The sequence below is a fragment of the Nocardioides dubius genome (assembly GCF_039528155.1).
Classification (GTDB): domain Bacteria; phylum Actinomycetota; class Actinomycetes; order Propionibacteriales; family Nocardioidaceae; genus Nocardioides; species Nocardioides dubius.
The window spans coordinates 387,412-392,091 of the sequence record NZ_BAAALG010000013.1; the positions used below are offsets into that span (position 1 = coordinate 387,412).

Here is a 4,680-nt window from a genome sequence, read left to right on the forward strand (position 1 = left end):
CGGGTCGCTCGTTCCGGGGGAGTCCTGGCTTGGGGCTCCCGCGCTAACCAGATAAAGTCCAGTCAAGTAATAAACATTAGGGAGTTCGGGATGACGAAGTCTTCGGGTGCCGCCCAGCCGCTGCAGTTCGCGTACTGGGTGCCCAACGTGAGCGGCGGCCTCGTGGTCAGCAAGGTCGAGCAGCGCACGGACTGGAGCTACGAGTACAACAAGGTGCTCGCGCAGCTAGCGGAGCGCAACGGCTTCGACTACGCCCTGACCCAGGTGCGCTACATGGCCTCCTATGGCGCCGCCCACCAGCACGAGTCGACCAGCTTCAGCCTCGCGCTGCTGCTCGCCACCGAGCGCCTCAAGGTGATCTCCGCCGTCCACCCCGGACTCTGGCAGCCGGGCGTGCTGGCCAAGTACATCGCCACCGCCGACCAGATCTCCGGCGGGCGGGCCGCGATCAACGTGGTCTCGGGCTGGTTCAAGGACGAGTTCACCAAGCTCGGCGAGCCGTGGCTCGAGCACGGCGAGCGCTACCGGCGCGCCGAGGAGTTCATCTCCTACATCCGCGAGATCTGGACCTCCGAGCACGCGGACTTCCAGGGCGACTTCTACCGCCTGCACGACTTCGACCTGAAGCCGAAGCCGCTCAACTCCGCCGAGCGCCCGCACCCGGAGATCTTCCAGGGCGGCAACTCCACCGACGCCCGGGCGATGGCCGGCCGGGTCAGCGACTGGTACTTCGCCAACGGGAACACCCCCGAGGGCATCGAGGAGCAGGTCACGGACGTCTCCGCGCAGGCCGCCGCCAACGGCCGCACGATCAAGTTCGGCGTCAACGGGTTCATGATCGCCCGCGACACCGAGGCCGAGGCTCGCGAGACCCTGCGCGAGATCATCGCCAACGCCGACCGCGAGGCGGTCGAGGGCTTCGGCTCCGCGGTCAAGCAGGCCGGCCAGTCCACCGGGGACAAGCAGGGCATGTGGCAGGACTCCGAGTTCGCCGATCTGGTCCAGTACAACGACGGCTTCCGGACCGGACTGATCGGCACCCCCGAGCAGGTCGCGCACCGGGCACTGGAGTACAAGCGCCGCGGTGCGAACCTGCTGCTCCTCGGCTTCCTGCACTTCCAGGAGGAGGTGCAGTACTTCGGCGAGAAGGTGCTGCCGATCATCCGCGAGCTGGAGGCCGCCGAGGCCGAGCGGGCCGCCTGATGTCGTTGCTGCTCACGGCGGACGGCGTCGGGACCGCGGTGCCGGTGCTCGACGCCGCGCAGGCGGTCGCCGTCGCCGCCGAGCTGGCGGCACGGTTCGCCGAGACGGCCTCGCATCGCGACGCCGAGCGGGTGCTTCCGCTCGCCGAGCTCGACGAGCTCTCGGACGCCGGGCTGTTGGCGATCACCGTGCCGGCCGAGCTCGGTGGCGCCGGGCTCGGGCCGGTCGCCGTCGCCGAGGTGATCCGCCTGCTGGCCACCGCCGATCCGTCCATCGCGCAGATCCCGCAGAGCCACTTCGCCTACGTGAACGCGTTGCGTGAGAACGGGAACCCGGAGCAGCAGCGGTTCCTCCTCGGGCAGGTGCTGGCCGGCAAGCGGTTCGGCAATGCGCAATCGGAGGTCGGCACCCGGCATGTGCGCGACATCCGCACCACTCTGCACCCCGACGGCGCCGGCCGGTGGCGGCTGCGCGGCGAGAAGGGCTACAGCACCGGCGCGCTCTTCGCGCACTGGATTCCGGTGCTCGCGCACCTCGATGTCGACGGCCCGCTGCACGTCGCCTGGGTGGAGCGCGGGGCCGACGGGGTCACCGTCGTCGACGACTGGGCCGGGATGGGCCAGCGCACCACGGCCTCCGGGACGGTCCGCCTCGACGACGTCGCCGTCCCCGACGCGCTGATCACGCCCTTCCACCTCACCTTCGAGCGCCCGCAGGTCTACGGGGCCTGGGCGCAGCTGGTGCACTCGGCGATCGACACCGGGATCGCCCGCGGCGCGCTGAGCGAGGCATCCCGGTTCGTCCGGGAGAAGAGCCGGCCCTACCCGGATGCCGGCGTCGAGCGGGCCGCCGACGACCCGCTGATCGTGCACCGCTTCGGTGCCTTCGAGGTGAGTGTGCGCGCTGCGGAGGCACTGCTCGCCGAGGCTGCGCGCGCGGTCGAGGAGGCGGAGCGTGGGCTCACCGCCGAGTCGGCGGCCGCGGCCAGCCTGGCAGTGGCCGCAGCCCGGGCCAGCAGCACCAGTGCCTCCGTCGAGGTGTCCAGCGGGCTCTTCGAGGTGGCTGGCACCCGCTCCGCGCTGGACGGGCTCAACCTGCACCGGCACTGGCGCAACGCCCGCACGCACACCCTGCACGACCCGGCTGCCTGGAAGGTCCAGCACCTCGGCCGCTTCGCCCTCGACGGCACGCTGCCGCCCAACCACGGCCAGATCTGAACCGACCCCCGAACCACCCTGAGGAGTGACCCCCATGGCTTCCGCCACCCCGCTCAAGTTCCACTGGTTCCTGCCGACCAACGGCGGCGACGGCCGGCATGTGATCGCTGGTGGCCACGGTGTCTCCACCGGTCCCAACGGCCGGCCCGCCGACGTCGCCTACCTGACCCAGGTCGCGCGCGCCGCCGAGGACAACGGCTTCGAGGCCGCGCTGACGCCGACCGGCGCCTGGTGCGAGGACGCCTGGTTGAGCACCGCGATGCTGGCGCAGACCTCCGAGCGGCTCAAGTTCCTGGTCGCCTTCCGGCCGGGCCTGGTCGCGCCGTTCCTGGCCGCGCAGATGGCCGGCACCTTCCAGAACCTGACCGGCGGGCGCCTGCTGCTGAACGTGGTCACCGGTGGCGAGAGCCAGGAGCAGCGGATGTTCGGCGACTTCCTCGACAAGGACGCCCGCTACGAGCGCTGCGACGAGTTCCTGGAGGTCGTGCGCCGGCTCTGGGCAGGGGAGACGGTCACCTTCAAGGGCGAGCACATCGCCGTCGAGGACGCCACGCTGGTGCAGATCCCCAGCCCCGCCCCGGAGATCTACTTCGGTGGCTCCTCGCCCGCTGCCGGCCGGGTCGCGGCGCGGCACGCGGACGTCTACCTGACTTGGGGCGAGCCACCGGCCGCGGTGGCCGAGAAGATCGCCTGGATCCGCGAGCTCGCGGCCGCCGAGGGGCGCCAGATCCGGTTCGGCATCCGGCTGCACGTGATCACCCGCGACACCTCCGCCGAAGCCTGGGCCGAGGCCGACCGCCTGCTCGGGCAGATGTCGGACGAGGCGATCGCCGGCGTCCAGGCCGGGCTCGCGCGCAGTGAGTCCGTGGGGCAGCGCCGGATGCTGGAGCTGCACGGTGGTCGCGCCGACAAGCTGGAGATCTACCCGAACCTGTGGGCCGGCGTCGGCCTGGTGCGCGGCGGCGCCGGCACGGCGCTGGTGGGCAGCCACACGGAGGTCGCCGACCTGATCGAGGAGTACGCCGAGATCGGGATCGAGGAGTTCGTGCTCTCCGCCTATCCGCACCTGGAGGGTGCCTACTGGTTCGGCGAGGGCGTGCTGCCGATCCTGGCCGAGCGCGGCCGGTGGCAGGACCCGCGCCCGCAGCGCTCGGTCCCCACCAGCGTGCCCTTCGCGGGTGCCAAGGTGTCGGCCTCGTGAGCCGGGCCGTGCAGGTCGCCGTGGTGGTGGGCAATCCCAAGCCCGCCAGCCGAACCCTCGCCGCTGCCACCTATCTGGCCGGCGAGCTCGCCGGGCGGGAGCCCGACCTGGTCGTCGATCTGGCCGAGCTCTCCGGCGAGCTCCTCGACTGGGGCTCGGAGCGAGTCGCTCGGCTGGTCGAGGAGGTGAGTGCCGCCGACCTGGTGGTCGTCGCCAGCCCCACCTACAAGGCCTCCTACACCGGGCTGCTCAAGCTCTTCCTCGACCGCTTCGGCGCCGGCCAGCTGAGCGGCGTCGGAGTTCCACTGATGCTGGGCGCCGGCCCGGGCCACGAGCTCGCCGTCGAGTACACCCTGCGCCCTCTGCTGAGCCTGCTCGGTGCCGCCGTCCCGACCACGGGGCTCTACGTCACCGACTCCCGCCATGACGATCCGTCGGCCTACGCCGACTGGTTGCAGCGCGCTCGTCCGCTGGTGGGCGCGCTCCTCCACCACACCCAAGGAGCCCCCGCATGAGCATCGTCGCCGAGCTGACCACCAACCAGGACCTCGACCCGCAGCGGCTGCGTGAGGCGTTCGGGGTCTTCCCCAGCGGCGTCGTCGCGGTGGCCGCCGAGGTCGACGGTGAGCTGGTCGGGCTGGCCGCCAGCTCGTTCACCTCGGTCAGCCTGGAGCCGCCGCTGGTCTCCTTCTCGGTCGCCAACACCTCCAAGACCTGGCCCGACCTGCGCCGCGCCGACCACCTCGGGCTGACCGTTCTCGCCGACCACCACGGTGCTGTCTGCCGCCAGCTCGCCGGCGTACCCGAGCGTCGCTTCGACGGCGTCGAGGTGAGCCGCACCGAGCAGGGCGCGGTCACCCTCGACGACGGCCTGGCCCGCTTCGACTGCTCGATCTACCGCGAGGTCGAGGCCGGAGACCACACCATCGTGCTGCTCCAGCTGCACGCGGTCGCCCATGCCGACGGCACCCAGCCGCTGGTCTTCCACCGCAGCGGGTTCACCCGGCTCTCGGTGTGAGCCCGCGGGGCAGGTCCCGCCCTGCCCCGCACCACGACTCC

At 71.6% G+C, this 4,680-nt stretch carries 5 protein-coding genes; all 5 read left to right on the plus strand.

Annotation, left to right across the window (positions count from 1 at the left end):
* Positions 1 to 90: 90 nt before the first annotated feature.
* Genes sfnG through ABD151_RS18970 form a run of 5 tightly spaced genes read left to right on the plus strand, consistent with a single transcriptional unit; the run spans position 91 to position 4,639 of the window.
* Positions 91 to 1,203: a dimethylsulfone monooxygenase SfnG gene (gene sfnG / locus ABD151_RS18950; RefSeq protein ID WP_343996388.1), complete on the plus strand. Its 1,113-nt coding sequence runs from the start codon at positions 91 to 93 to the stop codon at positions 1,201 to 1,203.
* On the plus strand, positions 1,203 to 2,420 hold the full coding sequence (locus ABD151_RS18955) for an SfnB family sulfur acquisition oxidoreductase (protein WP_343996389.1): 1,218 nt from the start codon (positions 1,203 to 1,205) through the stop codon (positions 2,418 to 2,420). Before sfnG ends, ABD151_RS18955 begins: the two co-directional genes overlap by 1 nt.
* Before the next feature lie 34 nt (positions 2,421 to 2,454).
* Complete coding sequence (locus ABD151_RS18960; RefSeq protein WP_343996390.1) at positions 2,455 to 3,621, plus strand: LLM class flavin-dependent oxidoreductase; 1,167 nt, start codon at positions 2,455 to 2,457, stop codon at positions 3,619 to 3,621.
* The gene (locus ABD151_RS18965) at positions 3,618 to 4,136 is read left to right on the plus strand and encodes an NADPH-dependent FMN reductase (protein ID WP_343996391.1); all 519 of its coding nucleotides are present in this window, start codon (positions 3,618 to 3,620) and stop codon (positions 4,134 to 4,136) included. The genes ABD151_RS18960 and ABD151_RS18965 overlap by 4 nt, the downstream gene beginning before the upstream one ends.
* Positions 4,133 to 4,639 (plus strand): flavin reductase family protein, encoded by a 507-nt coding sequence (locus tag ABD151_RS18970; RefSeq protein ID WP_343996392.1) that lies wholly within the window; start codon positions 4,133 to 4,135, stop codon positions 4,637 to 4,639. Before ABD151_RS18965 ends, ABD151_RS18970 begins: the two co-directional genes overlap by 4 nt.
* Positions 4,640 to 4,680 lie beyond the last annotated feature (41 nt).